At 33.5% G+C, this 18,851-nt stretch carries 17 protein-coding genes; 10 read left to right on the top strand and 7 right to left on the bottom strand.

Features of this window, described 5'->3' with window-relative positions; genetic code table 11:
- Positions 1 to 11: 11 nt before the first annotated feature.
- Both OOK82_RS00720 and secD read left to right on the top strand, forming a co-directional pair.
- Entirely contained in the window at positions 12 to 386 is a 375-nt protein-coding gene (locus OOK82_RS00720; RefSeq protein ID WP_264374926.1) for a hypothetical protein, read from the top strand.
- A gap of 72 nt (positions 387 to 458) precedes the next feature.
- Positions 459 to 1,973, top strand: a complete 1,515-nt coding sequence (gene secD / locus OOK82_RS00715; protein ID WP_010405309.1) for a protein translocase subunit SecD — start codon at positions 459 to 461, stop codon at positions 1,971 to 1,973.
- A 279-nt stretch (positions 1,974 to 2,252) separates the two neighbouring features.
- Here the strand turns inward: secD and OOK82_RS00710 are convergent, their stop codons facing one another.
- From OOK82_RS00710 to OOK82_RS00700, 3 genes are all read right to left on the bottom strand, one after another.
- Complete coding sequence (locus tag OOK82_RS00710; protein WP_010402131.1) at positions 2,253 to 3,167, bottom strand: outer membrane protein; 915 nt, start codon at positions 3,165 to 3,167, stop codon at positions 2,253 to 2,255.
- Between the two features lie 59 nt (positions 3,168 to 3,226).
- On the bottom strand, positions 3,227 to 4,453 hold the full coding sequence (mtaB, locus tag OOK82_RS00705; protein ID WP_010402133.1) for a tRNA (N(6)-L-threonylcarbamoyladenosine(37)-C(2))-methylthiotransferase MtaB: 1,227 nt from the start codon (positions 4,451 to 4,453) through the stop codon (positions 3,227 to 3,229).
- A gap of 219 nt (positions 4,454 to 4,672) precedes the next feature.
- Positions 4,673 to 5,227, bottom strand: coding sequence for a hypothetical protein (locus OOK82_RS00700; RefSeq protein ID WP_264704278.1), 555 nt, complete (start codon positions 5,225 to 5,227; stop codon positions 4,673 to 4,675).
- 363 nt (positions 5,228 to 5,590) lie between these two features.
- Between OOK82_RS00700 and OOK82_RS00695 the strand changes: the two genes are divergently transcribed.
- Positions 5,591 to 5,839 carry a hypothetical protein gene (locus OOK82_RS00695; RefSeq protein WP_007301923.1) on the top strand — a complete coding sequence of 83 codons (249 nt, stop codon included), beginning with the start codon at positions 5,591 to 5,593 and terminating at the stop codon, positions 5,837 to 5,839.
- A 372-nt stretch (positions 5,840 to 6,211) separates the two neighbouring features.
- Here OOK82_RS00695 and OOK82_RS00690 read toward each other — a convergent pair whose 3' ends face one another.
- Positions 6,212 to 7,156, bottom strand: coding sequence for a hypothetical protein (locus OOK82_RS00690; RefSeq protein WP_264704277.1), 945 nt, complete (start codon positions 7,154 to 7,156; stop codon positions 6,212 to 6,214).
- A gap of 144 nt (positions 7,157 to 7,300) precedes the next feature.
- Between OOK82_RS00690 and recG the strand changes: the two genes are divergently transcribed.
- Positions 7,301 to 9,340 carry an ATP-dependent DNA helicase RecG gene (gene recG / locus OOK82_RS00685; RefSeq protein WP_264687184.1) on the top strand — a complete coding sequence of 680 codons (2,040 nt, stop codon included), beginning with the start codon at positions 7,301 to 7,303 and terminating at the stop codon, positions 9,338 to 9,340.
- A gap of 329 nt (positions 9,341 to 9,669) precedes the next feature.
- Positions 9,670 to 9,864: a hypothetical protein gene (locus OOK82_RS00680; protein WP_010402151.1), complete on the top strand. Its 195-nt coding sequence runs from the start codon at positions 9,670 to 9,672 to the stop codon at positions 9,862 to 9,864.
- A 212-nt stretch (positions 9,865 to 10,076) separates the two neighbouring features.
- On the opposite strand, the gene ykgO is transcribed toward OOK82_RS00680, so the two are convergent.
- Complete coding sequence (gene ykgO, locus OOK82_RS00675) at positions 10,077 to 10,205, bottom strand: type B 50S ribosomal protein L36 (protein ID WP_006015378.1); 129 nt, start codon at positions 10,203 to 10,205, stop codon at positions 10,077 to 10,079.
- 69 nt (positions 10,206 to 10,274) lie between these two features.
- Positions 10,275 to 11,093 (bottom strand): pyruvate, water dikinase regulatory protein, encoded by an 819-nt coding sequence (locus OOK82_RS00670; protein ID WP_010402159.1) that lies wholly within the window; start codon positions 11,091 to 11,093, stop codon positions 10,275 to 10,277.
- Between the two features lie 142 nt (positions 11,094 to 11,235).
- Here OOK82_RS00670 and ccmC point away from each other — a divergent pair, with 142 nt between their 5' ends.
- The 5 genes from ccmC to OOK82_RS00645 all read left to right on the top strand — a co-directional run bounded on the left by ccmC (position 11,236) and on the right by OOK82_RS00645 (position 17,788).
- Positions 11,236 to 11,946, top strand: a complete 711-nt coding sequence (gene ccmC / locus OOK82_RS00665) for a heme ABC transporter permease CcmC (RefSeq protein WP_264704276.1) — start codon at positions 11,236 to 11,238, stop codon at positions 11,944 to 11,946.
- Between the two features lie 339 nt (positions 11,947 to 12,285).
- The gene (locus OOK82_RS00660) at positions 12,286 to 12,882 is read left to right on the top strand and encodes a hypothetical protein (protein WP_241653902.1); all 597 of its coding nucleotides are present in this window, start codon (positions 12,286 to 12,288) and stop codon (positions 12,880 to 12,882) included.
- Between the two features lie 564 nt (positions 12,883 to 13,446).
- Positions 13,447 to 14,922: a type II secretion system protein GspD gene (locus OOK82_RS00655; protein WP_264377143.1), complete on the top strand. Its 1,476-nt coding sequence runs from the start codon at positions 13,447 to 13,449 to the stop codon at positions 14,920 to 14,922.
- 227 nt (positions 14,923 to 15,149) lie between these two features.
- Positions 15,150 to 16,712, top strand: a complete 1,563-nt coding sequence (gene guaA / locus OOK82_RS00650) for a glutamine-hydrolyzing GMP synthase (protein ID WP_264687181.1) — start codon at positions 15,150 to 15,152, stop codon at positions 16,710 to 16,712.
- A 272-nt stretch (positions 16,713 to 16,984) separates the two neighbouring features.
- Positions 16,985 to 17,788 carry an ankyrin repeat domain-containing protein gene (locus tag OOK82_RS00645; RefSeq protein WP_264704275.1) on the top strand — a complete coding sequence of 268 codons (804 nt, stop codon included), beginning with the start codon at positions 16,985 to 16,987 and terminating at the stop codon, positions 17,786 to 17,788.
- Between the two features lie 232 nt (positions 17,789 to 18,020).
- Here the strand turns inward: OOK82_RS00645 and OOK82_RS00640 are convergent, their stop codons facing one another.
- Complete coding sequence (locus OOK82_RS00640; RefSeq protein WP_029237607.1) at positions 18,021 to 18,713, bottom strand: TerC family protein; 693 nt, start codon at positions 18,711 to 18,713, stop codon at positions 18,021 to 18,023.
- Between the last annotated feature and the right edge of the window lie 138 nt (positions 18,714 to 18,851).

Below are 18,851 nucleotides of genomic sequence, written 5' to 3'. Positions count from 1 at the left end.
GACGAGTATGTATGTTTGATATTTTAAAAGATTCTAATGGCAGATTTAATAAAAAGAATATTTTACCCCTTGTAGGTGCCACTGTCGCTATTATTCTAACAGCATTAAGTTCAGTAGTAGCAATTCCCAGATTTTCCTCTCATCCTTCTCTATCTAGTCCTCTCGGTTGGAAAGATCCAAGTTATAGTGAATTTCTTGCTATTCACATACCAGCTACCATAGTTACTTTCTCAATACTTGGTTTATGCATTTACCTTCCGATTGATAGCATTAGAAAAAATAAACAAATAGAGAATCTTAAAGCTACCTCTGAACCTCATTCATGGATTTATAATGATATTTTAGAAAAACAAACGCAGACCATCAATTATAGATCAGGGCTTTAGGCGGTCCTAATCTTTTAGGTGCTTGTGATTAGCAACTATTCGGTCTACAATGCACTAATATAGTTTAAATTTATGCCAAACAAGATAATAGTTAAATCTCTTTCAGTGTTACTAATTTTTTTGCTGTCCTTATATATAATACTGCCAAATTTTATTGATAATAAGTTCTTTACCTCAAAAAAGAGAATAAATTTAGGGCTTGACCTGAAAGGTGGATCATCTCTGCTTCTAAATGTAGACTTAGATTTTTACTTCAAAGAGAAACTAAGCATGCTAACCGATGAAATAAAAGAAGGTCTGTTAACACAAAAGATTGAATTTAGCGCAAAAAACGATAAACAAGTGGTTGTAACTTTAAATAATATTGATGATTACAAAAAAGTTTCAACGTTAATACATAAAATAAACCCAAATTTAGAATTGAGTAGAAAAAATACTGCAATTTTCATTTCATATAAACCGCATTATAAGAATTCATTAATCAATGAAGTAGTTTCAGAGTCAATAGTTAATGTTCAAAGACGCTTAGATAAGCTTGGTACTAAGGAAGTAAGTGTGCAAAAACAAGGACAAAATAAGATATTAGTCCAAGTTCCTGGAGTAGAAGACACTCAGCAGATAAAATCTCTGCTTGGCAAAACAGCCAAGCTGGCCTTCCATTTGGCAAACACCAATGTAGCTAAAATGCAAGATATCGATCATGACACTACGATTATGCTCAAGGATTCTTTGGGTAATTCCTACCCGATATTCCGCAAAACTGAAATAGGCGGTGATTCATTAGTTAACGCATCAGTTAGATTTGGCAATTTAGGTAAACCAACAGTACATTTCAAATTCGACAGCATAGCAAGTAAAAAATTTGCAAAAATTACTAAAGAAAATGTAGGAAAGCCTTTTGCAATTGTTTTAGATAACACAGTCTTAACTGTACCAACAATACGTGAACCTATTCTAAATGGAGAGGGAGAAATTAGCGGTAATTTCACTGAAAAACAAGCGAGTGAACTTGCAATACTTTTAAAATCAGGTGCACTACCTGCACCACTTAAAATAATTGAAGAAAAAAACATTGGTCCAAGCCTTGGAGAAGAGTCAATAAAAGCAGGAGAAATTGCAGCAATAATCTCTATCATAGCCGTTGGTTTATCTATAATCATTACTTACGGCAAATTAGGCTTATTAGCGTCTGTTGCACTCGTTTTTAATGTAATCTCTATACTACTCATTCTTACCTTACTTGAAGCAACTCTTACTCTCCCTGGAATTGCTGGAATTGCGCTAACTGTTGGCATGTCAGTGGATGCAAATGTTTTAATATTTGAACGCATCCGCGAAGAAATAAGAGCAGGAAAAAGAACAGCTCGTGCCATTGAAGAAGGATTTAAAAACGCAATAAAAACAATTCTTGACTCAAACCTCACTACACTGATTGCTGCAGGAATAATGTTCATTATTGGTAGCGGAGCAATTAGAGGGTTTTCTGTCACTTTATCGATAGGAATCCTGTGCTCGATGTTTTCTGCAATTATAGTCACAAAACTTCTGATAGAATTGTGCATCAACCCACAAAAGCTAGTACTTTAGTATCTGTTCAGCAGAGTGACAAAATAAGATAGACGAGAAAAGACAACTAAATGGTTGTCATGAAAGTAGCTATCCAGTCTTTTCGTCGTCAAAAACGTTGTAACATGCTCACCAATTTAGTGAGCATAAAACCAATATATTTGTGGAGGAAAAGGAAAAAAGAAACAGAAACCATCTTCAGGCTATCACAAAGGATATGGCCATAAGATTAAAGATATGGATAGATTTATCAAATTTCTGAATGGAAATCAGGATATTAGAATTGAAAAGATATTATTACTAAAAATTAAACATCAAACCAACTTCAATATTATGAGTGGATATATCGTCTGCAATAGGTGTTGGAATATTAAAGTAACGATAGCCGAGAAAGGTTTTAACTTCTGGAATTACTGAGTAATCAACACCAAGCTTTATTTGATAAACAAGCCAAGGAACATTCAGTGGCATTAAATTTTTAGATGATTTATCAATCCTTTTTAATCTAAAAACTGTTGATCCTATACCAAGACCAATATACGGAGCAAATTGAGTATTTTGAACATTAGGGTTATAGTAAAAATTTAATAAGAATGCAGATACACTTGCTGATTTATCAAATACCGGAGGAGAGTTACTATCTTCAATATTGACTTTAGAATACATGGTCTCAAAATCAACTCGGCCATTTTCTCCAGCATAGTAACCTACAGATATGCTGCTAAGCCACTGAAAATCAATTTTACCGTTAAATTTTTTTATGTTTTTAATTTCATCTCCTAAGAATAGGTCTAAAAGAAAACCACCATAACGGCCCTCAGCTAAAGCAAGAATTCTTTTTCCTATTGCACGTATACCCTCCACAAATACTTCTGAGCTATCAGAATATATCTTACCACCATTAGCACTAACATAGAAATCAAGTTTTTTTGATTTTTCCTTTGTAGGTTCAGCTTGATCTGCAATACTTGGCCACATATTTTTCTGATTAGCTACTTGGAAAACAGAAGGTGAACTACTTTCAAGTTCTTGACATTTTATTGGCACTTCTTTTTCAGTAACTTCTTCAGAATGTATCACACTTTCATTATTGTCCGTTTCTAATTTTAAGGGCTGCACTTGCTCAATGTGTGTATTGTTACTGATATAAGTAATAAAAAAATAGACACACGGAATGAAGATGAAAAATAAAGCAATAGATATTCTAATTATCATAAATGAATTATCACTTATAGTATAACTACTATATCATATATTCCTTTAATGTACAAAAATTAAGAAATAATATTTCCAATTAAACAATTATTTTCTATTCCTTTAACATGAGCTTTCACAATACTTTTAGCTTGAACTCTTGATGTAAGTTTTATTAATGCAAAATTTTCTGTTCTACCAATATTATTCTGCTCAACCAAAACGCTTTGCTCAGTGCCGAGCAAAGATTGATAAAAACTGCTCATCATTTCTTTATTTATTTCTCTTAGATGCTTTACTCGTTCTTTACGTACATTCTCTGGTATTTGTGGCATCCGTGCAGCAGGTGTGTTTTTCCGCTCTGAATATGGAAAAGCATGTAGATAAACTACATTTATTTTTTTCAGTAAATCAACTGTATCCTGAAACATTTCATCAGTTTCTGTTGGAAATCCAGCAATAATATCAGCGCCAAATGCTATATTAGGTCTTAAGCTCTTCATTTTATGATAAAATTCTATCACTTGTTCTCTATTGTGACGACGTTTCATTCTCTTTAGTATTAAATTATTACCAGACTGTAGACTCAAGTGTAAGTGAGGCATAAGTCTTGACTCATTAGCTATTAAATCCATTAGTTCATCATCAACTTCAGCAACATCAATAGAGGAAAGTCTTAGTCTCTTTAACTGTGGTATATCCTTTAAAACTCTTCTAATCATTGAACTGAGTGATTGCTTACCAAACAAATCTGTACCAAAGTCAGTAATATCAACACCTGTAAACACCACTTCTTGATACCCATTTTCTATAAAAATCTTAATTTGCTCTATAATATTGTTTACTGGCACAGATCGATTATTTCCTCTTGCCTCAGTAATTGAGCAAAATGTACAACTATGATTACAACCATTTTGAATTTCAATAAATGCCCTTGATTTATCTTCAAATCCATTAATGAGAATAGGTTCTACTTGGTTATCACTGACTAAGATTTCATCATTATTTAGTAGATAATTTTCAGCTCTTAGCTTGTCTTGATTACCTAGCACTTTACTTACACCAGGAATATCACTATATGATTTAGGATCTAATTGAACGGCACAGCCAACTACGATAATTTCTTTACTTGGGTCGTTTTTATAGATCTTACGTATTTTTTGCTTCACTTGGCGTTCTGCTTCGTTTGTCACTGCACAGCTATGCACTACAACAACATTTTCTCTCTTTGCTTTTTTTAATGCTTCTTTGATTAACTCACTCTCGTAGAAATTTAGACGACAACCAAATGTTATTACTTCATTCATGCTTTTGCTTTAATAGATCTAAATTATATCAAATATCCAAGCAAAATGACTATTTTTTTGGTAGATATTATAATTTAAACATAACCTCTAGAGTTGAAAATCACAGGAAGAATTTGTAGATATACAGTAAGATCATTTAGCATTAAAAAAAGCTTAATGCCAATGATGTTAACCTCAAGCGAATATAAACCAAAAAACATTTTGCTAAACCTTGAAGCTCTACCATGCAAATTCATCTATATCATTTGGTACATAAGTGTCAGAATAAGCTTCATCCAAACTTTCTGCTTTCCATGGAAGCCATGAAGAAGGTTTTATCTTCTCTAAAACTTTACCTGGTATTGATGTTATCTCTTGCTTTACGTCTTCTTTTAATTTTTCTATTTGTAACCGAGCAAAATCTTCCACGCGAACCATGAGTTTATCTGTTAGCTCTTTTATCATGTCTTGATTTTGTTCTGCAACTTTCTTTGTAATAGGTACGACAATTTTACTTATAATCTCTGTTCCTAATGGAACAACGATTTGCTTTGCAACCTGATCACTAACAGGTTTAATAAGGTAATCTGCTATACTCTTTGCTGTATCTCCAGTCAGATTTGTTATTTTTTTTAAACTATCACCAATAATACCATAGTTTTTTTGGTACATCATATCTTCATCAGCAACTTCATATCTTCCTAAATCATCATACATTCCCATTTCTTGGTGAGACAATCCATTTGCATCAGATACATATCCGTATTTATTAAGTGAATTGGAATTAGACCGCATAACATTCTCCTAATTATTTATATATGCCTATTTCAGTATAAAACAACTAACAAAACATTAACTTTGAAGAACTCTTCTCAATTAATACATCAATAAAGGTAAGACCATATAATTTTCTCCTTTCTTGATACTATTCTCCTCCGAACTTAGTTCACACAGTTATTCAGACACTTCTGAATTTACCACCCCCAATTCCACTGCTTTTTTATATTTTGACTAGGTCTTCTCCTACAATTAGATAATCAGTACTCTTATCTGAAATGTACCATATAACTACACCAAGCTACAAATATGACACAAGAGTTTAGATTATTTTAGTTATTCTCTTGTATAAGATACTCTTTATATCAAAAAGAGGACCATATGAGTGAAGCAACTTTTTCTGAAAAAAATCAGCTTTCTAGAGAAGACATAGCAGAGTTAACAGAACTTATGTGTCTTGAACGAAGTGAAGTAAGTGAAAGTGGAACAGGGCTATTAGAACTTATAGCTGAACAGGAGCAAATACTTGAGGATTTAGGAATAGAATCAAAAGAGCTTTTATGTTCTCAGCATACAGGAATGTATGAGAACCTTAGTCAGCCCTATTCTACGGATCTCGAGGTTTTATAGCAGATATATAGATTATCATTATTATTGATACCTACTCAAGAGTTGCTATGGCAAACAGAGAAAACTGCAATTACTGCCGCTAATCTTTTTAATATATCTTTCTTTGATGGTGCTATTATCGCGCATTTTGACTGATATGGGCTATGATAAACCAGAAAATCACAGCTATATTTAGGAATTGAGACAAGGCCTCATTTAGGTAAATATTGCTATGCAGACTTTTCTTGATAGCAAGCATATTGCTTTTTAGAAAAATATTAGTAGCATCAAACATAGAGATTGATATTAGTTTTTCTGTCAGATTAAGTTGCGTCTAGTACAACTGACTATGCAAATAAGCTAACAGCGCTTGAAATATTTTAACTATTAGTTTTAGGGTGCATTTTCGTGTTCATTGCTATGAATGGGCAGAGCTACCTCTTCGAGGTAGCTCATCGGATCACCTAAATCATGCTCTATTTCTACTTCAAACTTGAACCCTAACTTCTCGCAGAATTTGTAGAAATATTCTTTAATAATATCAAATAAACTTCTGCCATCAATTTTGTAATCTCTCAATTTTCGGGGCACAGTAAGTGACAATTTGCCATCTTTATATATCACATCATCTTTCCCATCTTGAGATTCAAGTGTAAATTCCAGTGAGCTGGATAGATCACATACCTTGTCACCGAATTGACCATCACTCTCTTGGAAGAGTATCGGTAGTTTCATATCAGACCTAATACTCACATTATTTTGGTTAACATAATCGATATTTATAACTTTTTCAGGGGAACGTACTACAAGTGAATATTGTTCAAGCGCAATTTGAGATTCTATAAATACAATAGCTTCATACCCTGCTTGGTTGCAATTAACAATTAACTCCTCGAGGATAGAATCGCTTGGAACTTGAACTTCAGCACATTCAAATATTTCCTTAAAAACTTCTTTTACAAATGGTCGATAATTTCCGTTCTCTTCCTTTGGTAATAGGTGAGCATAATCTGCACCGAGATTGTAAAATTTTTCAAATTTCTTTTTGTATTGGTCAGTTTTTTTATTATCAGGAGTTTTTTCGTTTTTGTAATGTTCTGCCCAAACCTTGTCAAATTCTTTTTTGTCTTTATTTATCAGTGCTTTAATTAAGATTTTATCTACACTTTGACCATTAATAGTAAAATCCATTCTGTCAATGTCTTGATACGCCTGATAACCAGATTTCGCTTCAACACTATCTTCACGCGCTTTTAGCATACTAAAATTAAACTTTTCTGCCTGAGCTTTGAGTGTAACTACTGGATTTCCCTTTTTTTCCTGTATAGAGTTGTTCATTGTTAATACTTTGATATGAATTGCTGATAGTATAATAATACATAAAAATAGTTAATATGTCAATAATATACTTAACATAGACAGTCATAATAGGGTGACAGGATTTTAGTAAGGCTCTATTATGAATAAACGGTTTTACACAGTATGAATGTTGATGAGCAGTCAAGTGTGCTGACTTTTCTAAATAGTAAAATTGAGAATATACCAAGGTTTCATTCCGCAATATTGCCTAAACTTTGCGGTGGAGACAGAGTAATGGACTTGCTGTTTTATAGGCCGCTCAGTTATGTGGATAGAAGTAAATCACTACCTGATGCTCAAGTGGGAGAATTTACAACTTTTGTGGCAAAAGTGTATGAGCACCAGCGCCCCACTGTTAGAGGTAGGCCATATAAAATAATCGTTGAAAGTGAAAGTCAGTATTTATTTATAGTTTTTTTTAATTACTCAGTTAAATATTTGTATAAATTATTTCCAGTTGGAACAGATATAGTAATCAGTGGTAAACTTGAAAAGTTTGCCGAACATTGGCAAATTACTCACCCAGATTACATGTTGTCTGATATCAATCTATTTAAAGAAATAGCCTGCATAGAGCCAGTTTACCAATTATGTCGCGGTATTACTAACAAGAGCATTAGAAACATAATAAGTTCTAATCTAAAAGATTTGCCTGATTTATCAGAGTGGATAGATGAAACATTAATCAAGCAAAAGAAATGGCTGAATTGGAAAGAAAGCATCATAAGATTGCACAGACCGAGCTCACTCGTAGAAGCAGAAGTTTGCAGAGAAAGACTTGCTTATGATGAGCTATGTGCCTATCAGCTGGCGCTAAAACTTGCGAGGGAAAATCATGTAAAAAAAGGAGGAAGGGAATTTGTAATATTGAATAAATACAAAGAGCAGGTCTTAAATGAATTACCGTTCCAATTAACAAATGATCAAATTCGAGCGATAGGTGAAATTTCAGAGAGACAAAAATCTAAATACCGCATGGTAAGTCTGCTGCAAGGTGACGTTGGGAGTGGCAAAACTGTAGTTGCACTCTTTGCGATGCTGAATGTGGTAGAAAATAACATGCAAGTAGCTCTAATGGCACCAACTACTATCTTGGCTGAGCAACATTATAATTGGATCGAAGAAGCTCTATCTTGTACTGATATAAAAGTTGCTTTGCTTACCGGTAAAACTGCGCGCAAGGAAAGAAAGATTATTATGAACGAACTTGCAAGTGGTATTTTAAATATAGTAATTGGTACTCATGCATTATTTCAAGCCAACGTTACATTTAAAAATTTAGGACTCGCAGTCATAGACGAACAACAGCGATTTGGAGTGATACAGAGGAATCGGTTGGTAGGAAAAGGAGAAAATACCGATATACTTTTTGTTACTGCAACTCCCATTCCAAGAACCTTGCAGCAAGCTATGTATGGTGATGTTGAATGTTCTATTTTAAGGGAAAAACCAAAATCTAGATTGCCAATAAAAACCGTTATTATGAACGTTAAAAAAGTATCAGATATTATTCAAAAACTGAAAGATGCTATAAATAGAGGCGAAAAAGCATATTGGATTTGTCCATATATAGAAGAAAACGAAGAACTCAATATTGCCGCAGCAGAAATGCGCTTTCAGGAACTACAAAAGACATTTTTTGATAGAGTTGGAATAATACACGGAAAACTAACTCAAGAGCAGAAAGATCAAGTGATGTTTTCCTTCAAGAGAAATGAATTTTCTCTGCTTGTTGCAACTACTGTGATAGAAGTTGGCATAGATGTACCAGATGCAACTATTATGATTATAGAGAATGCAGAGCAGTTCGGGTTATCGCAATTACATCAGTTAAGAGGTAGAGTAGGACGAGGAAATAAACCGTCTTTTTGTGTACTGTTATATGACAATCTCAGTAAAAGTTCGTATTCAAAGTTAAAGATTATGTGTGAGTCACAAGATGGATTTTATATTGCTGAAAAGGATATGATGCTGAGGGGTAGCGGAGATATTCTAGGCACAAAACAATCAGGGTGCATGGAGTTTAAATTTGCTGATTTATATGAGGACAGAGAATTGCTCAACCTTGCATATAATAGTGCAAAAGGTACAATAGCTAATTTTGAATTACTGCTTGATATATTTGAATATAGAAGTAGACTACATTTTTCAAAATTTCAGTAATCTTCCAAGCCATAACCTTCATGAGTAGAAATTCCTTGACAGACGGGAGTATTTAAAAAACCATACGCGTCAAGTTAAGGAAAAATAAGAGTGAAGAAGAAGTTTTTACCATAAGAATAAATTGTGCAGAGTTAATAGCAGGCCCTGTAAACAAAATGTTAGCAGGTCAAATTAATCAAGGGCAGGAAGTATAAAAATGGAAAAAAAGCGGTAACTTAGCCTAATGACAATAAATATATATATAGAAGGTACCGTTTTAAAGAGCACAAAAGGAATACACAGTAAAAGCGAGAAGAAGTTGAGAATATGTATGGAAGCAGTGTGGAGAAGTGGCTGCCAATGATCAAAAATTTACCACAATTACAGAAGTATACACAAGAGGTTTAAAAGGTGATGCAAAAAGGGAATTTTGGCAAAATGACTTAAGTATGCACAACAAGATCCAGATTTGCATAATTGATGATCAGATGTCATTCATGCTCAGCCTATATATAGAAAAAATTCTCAAGCTCAAGAGGGCTTAGGGTGGAACTAAAATTCATGGACTTGTTGACGCACGTAATTAATTTCTTTTTTTTAAGTTAATTAATGTTAACAAGCCACGTCTGCCTGTAATCATGTTAATACCAAAATATAATGTAAGAGAAGAAATGGGCAGTGCTATGCAACAATTTTTGTTTCTTTCTAACCATGCTTCCATATGAAAAACATATGACATAAAAAGGAAAACAAAAAGCTAAGAACCTTGACGCGCTTTACATCTTGGCTTTACCTTATTTATAATATAAACCTTACCACCCCTTTTCACAACTTTACAATTTTTATCTCTGTTACGATGAGATTTTAGTGACCCTTTAACTTTCATATCTACAGTAAGAATAGAATTACCTTACATTATGATCACTGACAGAGAGTTAGTCAATTGATAAATTTTTCACATTTTATTAAAATACTGTATAATTGTTGCTGATACTTCTTCGATTGACCTTTGCGTGACATCAATAATTGGCCAGTTATTTTGCTTAAAGAACTCCTCTGCTTCTTTAATTTCCTTTTCTACTTTTCTAGGGTCAGCATATATATTATTACCTTCATTATTAATTGAAGTCAGTCTATTTTTGCGTATTTCTATTAGCCTTCTTACGTCTATTGTTACTCCTATAGTCAGTTTATTTTTTAATTTTGCTAAGTCGACGTAAAAGGGTATCTCGCTAACAAAAGGAACATTTGCAACTTTATAGCCTCGGTAAGCTAAATACATACTGGTGGGAGATTTTGATGTGCGTGAAACTCCAACCAAAATTATATCGGCTTTATCAATATCTTGAATATTTTGTCCATCATCATGATTAATGGTATAGTTTATTGCCTCAATGCGCTGAAAATATTCGTTATTTATCTCAGCATGTAAGTCAAGTTTTTCGTCTTTTTCAATTTCAAGATAGGATGAGATTTCCCTAATAATGTGTGATAATATCGCTCTGTAGGGAATTTTTAGCTTTATACAATTATTTTTTAGATATTTTCTTAGCTCATCATTAGTAATAGTGCATATAACAAAATTATGCTCATCACTTTTTCTATTAATTTCCTCTAAAATTTTGTCAATCTGCTCTTCTCCTTTTACGAAAGACCAAACATATTCGATCGTTTCTACAGAACGAAAGTGTTTCAGAGCTGATTTTGCAACTGATATAACAGTTTCACCACTTGAATCTGACACTAAGTGTAGGTTAAGCTTTTTAAGGATCATCAACGTTATACTAAAAATAATAGCAAGCAATCTGCTACTGAAATTGTGCTAATTTATTATACTACGTAAATATAGAAAAACTATCTTGTTGATAAAACTCAAACTAATTGATAAATTCTTAACACAATTATTCTCAAAACGAATGTTTTTATTAAAGCCTACAAATTTCACTTCTTTTGCTAAAAAAGCTCTACCTTGGCTTGGGGTTATTTGTTTCTCATGTTTTTTAATTGGAATGTTCTTGGCATTATTCTTCTCCCCAGGAGATTATAAACAAGGAGAAATTGTACGAATTATGTATCTTCATGTGCCTTCTGCATGGCTTGCTCTTGGAATATACGGACTCATTGCATCACTCAGTTTCATTTCGTTGGTATGGAACAATAGTGTTGCTAGTGTTTTGGCACATGCTGCTGCTCCTTCAGGGACAGTCTTTTCGGCAATATGCTTAATCACAGGTAGCGTCTGGGGAAAAGGAACATGGGGTACTTGGTGGGTATGGGATGCAAGGCTTACTTCAATGCTGATTTTGTTTTTTCTGTATGTTGGTTATCTTTCATTGTGGAGCGCTTTTGATAATCAAGCAAGAGCAGAGAAATCATCAGCAGTATTTGCCATTTTTAGTGCTATAAATATTCCCATAGTAAAATTTTCTGTGAATTTATGGTCTACTCTTCATCAGCCAGCAAGTATTTTTAGAAAAGGTGGAGTAGCAATAGAAGGTTCTTTACTGCTGCCACTCATTGCAATGTTTATATTTTGTACCACACTTTTTTTAGTAGTGTGGATACTTAATGCCCTTCATTTAATTAATTTGCAGAAGATAAAGAGAGAAATCAGCATGCGATATTAGGTATGCAGTTCCAGAGTGTAATGTTGTGAACAGCTACGGAAATTAAAATGTAGAGCAATCATCAGCAGAGACTAAGTGGTATAAAAAATAGCTGAAGAATGTAAAAAAGGAAGTGGTATAGATAAACCTGTTACCGATAGAGAAGGTGAAATTGATACGGGCGAACCTGTTACTGATGAAGGAGAGAATGAAAATGGAGAAATTACATCTCGAAAAGTAACCTCAGATTGTTCCAAGTATGAAAATTGTGGGCCATATTCTCATTTTTATAAAGTTGATAATAAGATAGGTTGTCAAGGTTTTAGTGCATCTGATTTACTAAAGGAATTATATCCTGAGATGTACAGTAATCCTAAGATTGCAAAATATATAGAAGAGGGAGCAAATGGTAATTATGGTGCAGTAAATTTTAAATTTGCCTTTACAGAGGATCTTAATTCAATATCCTGGCTTGGTAATATAGAATGTGAAAAATGTGTCGATGATCAAATAGAGTTAGCGTGTCAAGAAGAAGAGATTAAGAGTTTCTGTTACCCGAACGTTTACCGTAGTAATCCAGAATTCAACAAGAGCTTTTTTTCCAGAGGAGCATGTCCTAATCTCTTTAGAGAGTCCAGTGAAACAAGTGTTGTAAAAGCAAAACAAGTTGCACCATTGATACTTGTTAATACCTTAGGACAAATGATAGATAAAGAGGGTAATAACACTAAAGTATACTATGATGCATTGAAGCGTTATCTAAATGATGATAGTAAAATCAAGGATTGTGGAGATAATCAAAAGTGTAAGGATTATATTCCAATTATGGAGAAAGTTGCATGGAATAGTGATAAGGAAGTACTATTAAAAACTGCTGTTAATAATACGCAAGAAGCAAATCCTTACTATTATGGAAATGAGGATAATTCTACTTCCGTTGAATTTGGTTCTATATAAGGCTGAATTTGTCTAATTTTTTCTACACTCGACACAATTTAGTCGTATCTGAACAAATACATAATCTATATAAAGAGGACGTAGGTACCATCTGTCCTTTTAAGGCATTTATGTCAATGATATGCGTAATCCATGATTTTAAACATGATGATCCTCCTAAGTAATACAAAAAAACTCAGAAAAATGTACATAGCTATGATAGAAGTTATCTATACATAAGTACAATATACTTTAATTAGAGATTATAAATTAATTAAGTTGAAAAGTCTGCAGACGAAGATAGATTTCGAGCTCTAGAATATCTTCACTATCAAAATAACAAAGCTGTCAAAATTTGTCAAGTAATTTTTATCGCAACTGTACAAACATTGCACAGGACAAATTTAAAATGCTGTAAAATGGTGTCTGTTCAGACACATGTGAAACCAGTGCTTCTTTTCATCCCACTTCCATACGGCTAAACCCTTTTCATAATCTCCTATCTATCATTTCTTAAACCACTCCCCTGAACGGATACAATTAAATACATTTTTAACATTTTTATAGAAAACTATTAGTATAGATTTGTATGCTGCCCTCATGGCTATTTTAAAATGTTTAATACTCCTTTTCATTATTTCTTGTACACATCTACCTAACAAGCAACATTCTGTTAATATAGACAATTATAAGCACGATTATTCGTTGCAACAATATAATACTCCTTTGAAGAATAACGAACCAGCAATACCAGAAATGATACCTTTACCGGTAGAGTTTCCCGATCTTACAACCAGTAATCAGTTTCTTTCGATTAATGTTGATGAAAAAGTACCAGTAAAGGATTTACTGATTGAGATAGGAAAACTTTCTGACGTTAACTTAGACATAGATCCCAAAATATCAGGTAATATTATTTTAAAGCTAAAAGATAAGAACATAAACGAAGTAATTCAGAATATAGCCAACAGCGCCAAATTGCGTTACTCAATGAATAATGGTGTAATTAGAATTGAACAAGATTTGCCATATGCACAAAATTATTACGTAGACTTCATCAATATTCAACACTCTGCGCAAAGGAGTTTTATCATTGGTAACAATATTACCGACAGTGATGGTGATAGAAACTATATGAAATCTCAATATAGTAGTGATTTATGGAATTCATTAGAAAAAGGCTTAAATGCAATAATGGATGTTAACGGAGTAGATGATGGTGAGTTTCTTTCATCCAACAGAGAAGCTGGTGTCATTATTCTAAATGCTAGAAAAGATATTCACAAAGCTGTTGAAGAATATATTAATAAAGTTAAGAAATTGGCGTCTTCTCAAGTAATGATCGAGGCCAAAATAGTTGAAGTTTTATTAGACGATAAATACCTTTCTGGTATCAACTTAAATGATTTGCATAATGAAACCAAATCTATAACAAATCAAGGTAACTCTATTATTGACCTAGCAATTAACTCTAGTGTGAGTGATTTAGGAGATTTAGTAAAAATTTTAAATAAATTTGGCACTTCAACCGTAATTTCAAGCCCTAGAGTACATGCTATAAATAATCAGCAAGCAATGATTTCATTTACTAAAAACCATATCTATTTTACTTCCGATATACAGAAAGATACCGGAAACTCCAATCATGCCTTAATTACCAAGATGAATAGCACTCCAATAGGTGTGGTGTTAATAATCCACCCAAGCATTAACATTGATACTAATGAAATATTCATGGATATACATCCAACCTTATCAAGAATTAACGATTACACTAAAGACCCAAATATAGAATATGTCGCACAGCAGAATAAAATGAAATTAAATAGTGACATTCCAATTATTGAAACCAGAGAAATGCACTCTACGTTAAAAATTAAGAGCGGCGAAGTTATGGTAATTGGTGGGCTTATAGAGCATAGAAAAGATAACCAAAACTTATTGCATCAAAAGTCAAAAAAACTGGCTAAGACAGTAGAAACCGTCATCTTCCTGAAAGCAACAATCGTACCAACACTTGGTTTATTAGATATAAAAGATAGGAATTTATATATATATTAAACGTATCCGTTCAGGCAATGGCATCAACTTAAGGAAAGATGTTGGGGTTGCTATTATGATAAGAAGAGAGTATCAGAATGATAATTAAGACAGCTTAATCACAAATCTGTTGCGGTAAATTTAAGTTACTTTAGTCATATATTAAAGTTTTTAAACAGGTCTTAGTTTACTTACTTTATTGTTTTCTTTATTATCAAATATTGCTTTAAATAATATGGAGGAGCACATTGTCAGCAATTGCCGTTATTGATTTTGGTTCACAGTTTACACAGCTTATTGCAAGACAAATCAGGGAAATGGGCGTTTACTGTGAAATATTTCCAAGCAATATCGATTTCGAAACAGTATCAAAATTCAATGGATTTATTTTTTCTGGAGGACCGCAATCTGTAAATGACAATTGCTCTGAAGTAAGTGAAGTAGCACATAAAATTATAAAACTTAACGAAACAATAAACACTCCTATACTTGGAATATGTTATGGACAGCAACTCATTTGTCATTATTTCGGGGCAAAGGTAAGAAAAGAATTCAATCAGGAATTTGGCAAAACTAAAATCAAGATACTAAAAGAATCCCCAATTATAAAGGATACTTGGAACGTTAATTCCGAAGTCGATGTGCTAATGAACCATGCAGACAGTGTCGAAACTATACCGCAAGGATTTACTGCTATTGCCTCAGGTATAATAAATCAAACAATCGCAATAATTGCCAACGAACAGCGGAAGATTTACTGTACTCAGTTCCATCCTGAAGTTAAGCCTACGACAAATGGTAGTAAACTTCTCTCTAATTTCTTAGATATTGCAAATTGTGAGAGAGATTGGACAATGAAGTCATTCGTTGAAAAACAGAAGGAAAAAATTCAAAACTTAGTAGGGGAGAAAAAAGTAATTGCTGCAGTAAGTGGGGGGGTTGATTCAAGTGTTGCAGCAGTTCTTACACACAAAGCTATAGGAAAACAATTAAACTGTATTTTTATCGATACTGGGTTATTGCGTAAGAGCCAGACCACTACTATGTTAAAAGAAATTCCAATAAATTACGTTGATAAATCAAACTTGTTTTTAAGTAGGTTAAAGGGAATAACTGATCCGGAAGAAAAGCGAAAAATTATCGGCAATACTTTTATCGAAGTATTTGAAGAAGAGGCAAAAAAAATAGGTGATGTGGATTTTTTAATGCAAGGCACCATTTACTCTGATGTAGTTGAATCAGGGCACGCTTCAGGAAACACTAGTACAATTAAATCTCATCACAATGTTGGTGGGTTGCCAGAAAAAATGAATCTGAAACTAGTAGAACCTTTACGCTATCTCTTTAAAGATGAAGTAAGGCTGCTTGGCAAAGAAATTGGGCTTTCAGATGAGATAATATTTCAACATCCATTTCCTGGGCCTGGACTTGCAGTGAGGATCATAGGTGAGGTTGATGAAGAAAAGGTACGAATATTGCAAGAAGTAGATGAAATATATATCAACACAATGAAAAATTATGATCTGTATGATAAAATATGGCAGGCTTTTGCTGTACTGTTACCAGTAAAAACTGTGGGAGTTATGGGAGATAATCGTACATACGGATATGTTTGCGCTTTAAGGGCTGTGACTTCATCTGATGGCATGACAGCTGATGCATTTCCATTTGAAAATAAAGATCAACATTCGTTAGTATTTTGGAGGTTTTTGCAAGACGTCAGTAGTATAATTGTTAACAAAGTTTCCGGAATAAATCGAGTTGTGTATGATTTAACTTCCAAGCCACCAGCAACTATTGAGTGGGAGTAGCAATAATTTCATTCCAGTTTCAGCTACTCGAATCACACCAAAGAGGCTGCTTGCATAACTCAAATTTTAAGGAAAACTATTTAATGTCATTCCAGCGCGTGACGCTGGTTCCTGGATCCCAGTACTGGGATGACAACGAAGTTGAATGACACCACAGAGGCTACTTGAATCTAATTTACTATTCACAATCCCAGTTATTAGCTTGTTTTAATTGACTTTTTATCATAATCATGTAATAATTAAACATATAGTTTGATATTGAAGGTAAAATCATGACAGGAGAATGTGAATCACTGGAAACAGTACTGAGGACGATTGAGGCTAAGAAAGATTTAAATAAATATAATATAATTGAGAAAATACAAGAAGAACTAAAGGAACAGAATCAAGATCTATATCAAGAGTGGGAGAAAGGTAATTTTGATGTAAATCATGTATTTGATATTTACCCATACGAAAAGTGGACGTTATTAATTATAGCTGCTGAGAATGGTTACAAAAAGACAGTAGGGTTTTTAATCGGAGCAAAAGCAGATGTTAATGTGATAGATAAAAATGGGTGCACTGCTTTGTACTATCCTGCTTTGTATGGTTTCAAAGAGGTATTAGAGGTTTTAATCGGAGCAGGAGCAGATGTTAATGTGAGAGATAAAAGTGGGTACACTGCTTTGCACTTTGCTGCTTACACAGAGATAGTAGAGGTTTTACTCAAAGAAGGAGCAAAAGTTAATGCAGTAGATAAAGATGGAAAGACTCCTTTAGATCATGCTAAGAGTCAAGACGTAGTAAAAGCTCTATTAGACGCAGGAGGAGGCTCTTTTGTAAAAGCGCGTAATAAAGCAAAGATTGCCGGTGGAGTAACTGGATTATTAGGCACTGCTATAGCAGTGGCACTTTTTACAACTGGAACAATTACAGCTCAGTTGACACCTATCGTTATAGCAGTGGTTGCAGTTACAGCAGCAGCACTGGTAGTTGGTTGTGCTACATATGCATTACTAAAGCCTAGTACTAAAGTTGATGGAGCAGAGAAACCATCTGCCGCCTTAATAAATGGACAGCAAGCACCTACTTGACAGTAGAGCGTGTGACGCACAGCTGTATGAACATTATCTGTAGGATGCCAGTGTCTGGGCACTGGCATCCAGTTAAGTTGGTAAGCATAAAAGTAATGTAAAAATACAATGTTTTTGATGATGGAAAAATGGATCCCAGTGTCAAGCATTGGGATGACACCTTCCTGCTAGAAAATGTTCGCACAGTTGTACGTCACGCACTGATTGGATTTTTGCTTCGTGTAAAATAGTTTCAAGGCTGTATTTTCTTTATTTTGCTTATAGCTTCCACAAGCAATGCAAACATAAATGAAGAATACAAACATGCTTTTGGTAGTTCTATGTGAAGCCCTTCAAGTGTTAGATATACACCGACGAGTAAAATAAATAGAATGGCAATTACTTTTAAGCTTGGGTTGGATTTTATTACCTGAGCGGTATAACTTGATGAAAATAGCATCGCTAGTATGGAAAATGTAAATGCTATGGCAATGATTATCATATTGTGAGTTAATGCTATGGCAGTTAATATCGAATCAACCGAAAAAACTAAATCTATTAATATAATTTGTAGCACAACTAAAAAAAATTGTGATTTAACATTTGCCTTTGTTTTATTCTCCTTATGTACAAAAATGTCGCTCCATAACTCCATAGAGCTTTTAACAATAAGGAATAACCCTCCTGCAATCATAAGTAAATCCTTTACTGAGATATCCAGAGATACAGTGTGAAATATAGGCTTTTGCATTGATAATATATATGATGTAAAAAATAGTATTACAAAACGCATCAATAGCGCCAAGCCAAAACCTATAAGGCGGGCTCTTTCTCTCAGCAGATTTGGCACCTTATCTATTGCTAGAGAAATAAAGATTAAATTGTCTATACCAAGTATAGTTTCAAGTAGCGTAAGTATCAATAAAGTCCAAGCATCAGCTAGCATTTTCATTCCAAAGTCAGATTTTGTACTTTACAATAGATGTGTAAAAATTAAGTAACTTCGCCTAGGTAATTAAAAAATCAGCCTTACCCGAAAAAGGAAGAGAAAAAAGGTCATTTTTATAATAAAAGTACTTTTATA

Origin of the sequence: Wolbachia endosymbiont (group B) of Apotomis betuletana (genome assembly GCF_947250475.1) — a bacterium.
Lineage (GTDB): Bacteria > Pseudomonadota > Alphaproteobacteria > Rickettsiales > Anaplasmataceae > Wolbachia.
Note: the sequence above shows the minus strand (reverse complement) of the source record. Positions and strands in the feature narration are given on the sequence as shown.